Raw genomic sequence first — 4,114 nt, forward strand, 5'->3', positions numbered from 1 at the left:
GCTGGTTGGGGGGGCTGGGGGGTCTTAGCAATTTTCTTTCAGCAGCCGCTGGGCTTGGGCGGGGCCGGCGGGGCCGGCCTCGGCGATGACTTCTTCAAGCATGCCCTTCGCGCCTTCGATGTCGCCGATGTCCAGGTAGGCCCTGGCCAGCTCAATCTTGGTGTCACTGGCGTCGTCGTCCACGGCGGCGTCCATGGCGTCGTCCATGGCCACCGGCTCCAGCACCACGTCGTCGTAGGCGTCGGCCTGCGGAGCGGCCACCCCGTCGCTGACGCCGGCAGCGGCCAGCGTCAGTCGATCCCAGGCTTCGTCCTGCTCGTCTTCGGACGGGGCGGGTGCCGCAGCCACGCCAATGGCCGGATCGTCGAGATCCGGGATATCGACCGCCACCGGTGCCACGGCCGGTGCCGCCGGCATCACGCCGGTGTCGCCGAAGCGGGGCGAATTCCAGCCGGCCTGGCTGAACAGCGGATTCCCGGGCGAAATGGCCACGCCCATCACCACCGCCTCGCGCCAGCGCGGGTCCAGCGTGCTGCGGACCCGGTCGCGCATGGCCTGCGCCGCGGCTTCGTAGCCGGCCGTGTCGCCGCGGGCATAGAAGTGACGAAGCAGGCTGATATGGGTTTCCAGGTCATCGGGGCGCGCGGCCACGGCCGCCTGCAGGCGGGCCTGCTCGTCTTCGGCGGGCGCGGCCTCACCGTCATCGGTTTCGGCGGCGGGCAAGGGCTCGCTGCGGGCGCCGGCCAGGCTGGCGCGCAGGGCATCGTCGTCGGAAATGCGGCGGCCCGGCAGCGGCATCGGGCTGGCGGTGCGGCGTCCGCGCAGCGCCAGCACCAAGCCCGCCAGCACCAGCACCAGGCCACCGCCACCCCAGACCAGCGGATTGAGGTACCAGGGCTTCGACACCGGCTCGCCCGCGGGCGCCGCGGCGGCACTGGCCGTGGCCTCGGGCGCAGGGGTCGGCACCGGGGCAGTCTGGCCAAGGCGATCCTGCAGGGCCTTCATCTGGCTGTCCTGCATCTGGATCAGGCGCTGGCTGTCAGCCTGCTGCTGGTCCAGCTCGGCCAGCTGCGAACGCAGCTCGGAAACTTCGGCTTCGCGGGCCGCGAGGTCTTCGCGGGTCTGGGTCAGCTCGGCGCGCAGCTCGCTGCCGGTGCCCGCACCGCTGGCGCCCGACTGCACGCCGCGCGCAGCGCTGTCGGCGCCCGAGGGCGGCACGATCTCAAGGCGACCGTCGGCCGCGGCGGCGGGGCGTCGCGGTGTGGCGGCGACGCGCTCGGGCGCCGTGTCCACGCTCTCGGCCGGCTGCGGCACCGGCTGGCGCCGGGACTGCCAGGCCGTGGCCTGTTCGCGCACCAGGGCTTCGGCCTCGGCGGCGCCCAGGGTGGTCACTTCGTCGCGGGCCGGGATGCGCAGCACCGCGCCGCGCTTGAGCTGGTTGATGTTGCCGCCGATGAACGCCTCGGGATTGGCGCGCTGGAGGGCCAGCATCATCTGGCTCATCGACACGCCCGCGTCGGGCTTGTTCTGGCTGGCGATACCCCACAGCGTGTCGCCGCTGGCCACCGGGCCGACGCTGCCCGGGTCGACCGGCTGCGGCTGCGGGACCGGAGCCGGCTCGGGCGGCGGAGGGGTCGCGGCGATCGGTTCGGGGGCCGGCTCGGGCACCGGCTCGGGCTCGGGCTCGGGCTCGGGCTCAGGCTCGGGCTCAGGCTCAGGCTCAGGTATGGGTTCGGGCTGCGGTGCCGGTTCGGGCGCGGCGGCCACGGGCTCGGGCGGCGCCACCGGCTCTGGCATCGGTTCGGGCACGGGTTGCGGGGCCGGCGCAACCGCCACCGGCTCGGGCGGCAGTTCTGCCACGGGCGCCGGCTCGGGTTCCGGTTCCGGCACGGGCATCGGCTCGGGCGGCATCTGGGCCACCGCGGGCGCCGGCTCAGGGTCTTCCAGCGGTACTGTCTGCGCTTCAGGCTCCTGCACGGGTATCGGCATCGGCACCGGGGCCACGGCCACCGACGGGGCCTCGAGCGGGCGGATCACCGCCGGGGCGATGTAGGGCGGATCCACCAGCGCGCTGAACTCACGCACCAGGCTGCCGCGACCCCAGTTCGCCTCGACCAGGAAGGTGAGGAAGGGCTCGGTGAATCGGGCCGGCGTAGTCACGCGGATCACCGGCTGGCCGGCGGCGTTGCGGCCGACGCTCATCTGCAGGTTGGCGGTCATGCCGACCGGACGTTCCAGCCCCACCCGGGCAAACGCCTCGGGGGACGCCAGCCGGACTTCCAGCTCTTCCACCTCGCCCGGCGCCGCCGAGAGAATGGGAATTTCGGCGACCAGCGGCTCGTTGAGCCCGGATTTGACCTGAATCTGGCCGAGGCCGAGCGCATGGGCGCTGGATGCGCCCAGCGCGAGGGCGAGGGCCAGAGGAAGCTGCAAATGCCTGATGTTCACGCTTGAATCTCCCCGAAGAAGTCTGGCGTGACCACTCCCCTGCAGCGGTCGCGACGCGATTGCACGCCGAATATACCGGTCAGGAACGCTCTTTGACCACGAGTTCCGCCAACTGCACGGCGTTGAGCGCCGCGCCTTTGCGGATGTTGTCCGAGACGATCCACAGATTGAGCCCTCGCGGATGCGACAGATCTTCGCGGATGCGGCCCACGTAGACCGCATCCGTGCCGGCCGCGTGGGTCACCGGGGTCGGGTAGCCGCCGGGCACCCGGTCGTCCACGACTTCCACGCCCGGTGCGGCCTCGAGCAGGGCGCGCGCGTCGGCGGCGGATATCTTCAGGCGCGTCTCCAGATGCACCGCCTCGGAATGGCCGTAGAAGACCGGCACGCGCACGGCGGTCGGGTTCACCTGGATGCTGTCGTCACCGAGGATCTTGCGGGTCTCCCAGACCAGCTTCATTTCTTCCTTCGTGTAGCCGTTTTCCAGGAAATCATCAATCTGCGGAATCAGGTTGAAGGCGATCTGCACGGCGAACTTGGCCGGCTCGAAGGCCTGGAAGCCGAGCATGGCAGCGGTCTGCTTGCCCAACTCCTCCATGCCGCTGCGGCCCGCGCCCGAAACCGACTGGTACGTGGCCACGTTGATGCGCTCGATGCCGACCGCGCGATGGATGGGCGCCAGCGCCACCAGCATTTGCATGGTGGAGCAGTTGGGGTTGGCGATGATGCCGCGTGGGCGGTTGGCCACCTGGTCGGGGTTCACTTCCGACACCACCAGCGGCACGTCGTCGTCGTAGCGGAAGGCCGAGCTGTTGTCGATGACCACGGCGCCGGCGGCAGCAAACTTGGGCGCGTACTCTTTCGATACGCCGCCACCCGCCGAAAACAGCGCGATGTCCACGCCCGCCGGGTCGAAGGTGGCCAGGTCCTCGACGACGATCTTGCGGGCGCCGTAGTCGATCTTCTCGCCGGCCGTGCGGGCGCTCGCCAGCAGGTGCAGCCTGCCGATCGGAAACTGGCGCTCGGCCAGCACGGACAGCATGGTTTCGCCGACGGCGCCGGTGGCGCCGACGATGGCTACGTTATAGGTCTTGCTCATGGGGTCTGGGGGTTCCGTAAGGTTTTCTTGGCGACGGATGTACCGGGATGGACTCGGATAAGTAGCGCGTGAACGAAGGGCCTCGGGCGTCCAAAGGTCCGGCGCGGCAGCGCAGCGGGAACCTAGGCCTTCCGAGGCGATCGTTTTCGATCCGCCGCCATCCGTTTCCAATCCGGTTTCATCGGCGTGCCTGCACGGCAGGAAACGCGGTTCACTGCGCCGAGCCCGGGATGCGCGGCGACACCGGGCCGACGTCGCCGCACTGCGCGCGGTGGCGCAGCGCATGGTCCATCAGCACCAGGGCCATCATTGCTTCGCAGATCGGCGGCGCGCGCAGGCCCACGCAGGGGTCGTGGCGGCCGGTGGTGATCACTTGCACCGGCTCGCCGTGCACGTCCACGGTGTCGCCCGGCAGGCGGAGGCTGGACGTGGGCTTGAAGGCCACCGAACAGGTCACGTCCTGGCCGCTGCTGATGCCGCCGACGACGCCCCCCGCAAGGTTGCTGGCGAAGCCCGTGGGCAACATAACGTCGCGGTGCACCCTGCCCATCAGTTACATGGCCGGGC

The 4,114-nt window shown here is 70.7% G+C and carries 2 protein-coding genes and 1 pseudogene; all 3 read right to left on the bottom strand.

The annotated features are described in order from the left end of the window. Positions 1-24: 24 nt before the first annotated feature. Positions 25-2,448, bottom strand: a complete 2,424-nt coding sequence (locus tag K0M70_RS12345) for a FimV/HubP family polar landmark protein (RefSeq protein ID WP_290782372.1) — start codon at positions 2,446-2,448, stop codon at positions 25-27. A gap of 79 nt (positions 2,449-2,527) precedes the next feature. Then, positions 2,528-3,547 carry an aspartate-semialdehyde dehydrogenase gene (locus K0M70_RS12350; protein WP_290782373.1) on the bottom strand — a complete coding sequence of 340 codons (1,020 nt, stop codon included), beginning with the start codon at positions 3,545-3,547 and terminating at the stop codon, positions 2,528-2,530. 211 nt (positions 3,548-3,758) lie between these two features. Next, a pseudogene (locus K0M70_RS12355) lies at positions 3,759-4,085 on the bottom strand (chorismate synthase); the annotation flags it as partial. Positions 4,086-4,114 lie beyond the last annotated feature (29 nt).

It is taken from the genome of Arenimonas sp., from assembly GCF_019459675.1.
Taxonomy (GTDB): Bacteria; Pseudomonadota; Gammaproteobacteria; order Xanthomonadales; family Xanthomonadaceae; genus Arenimonas.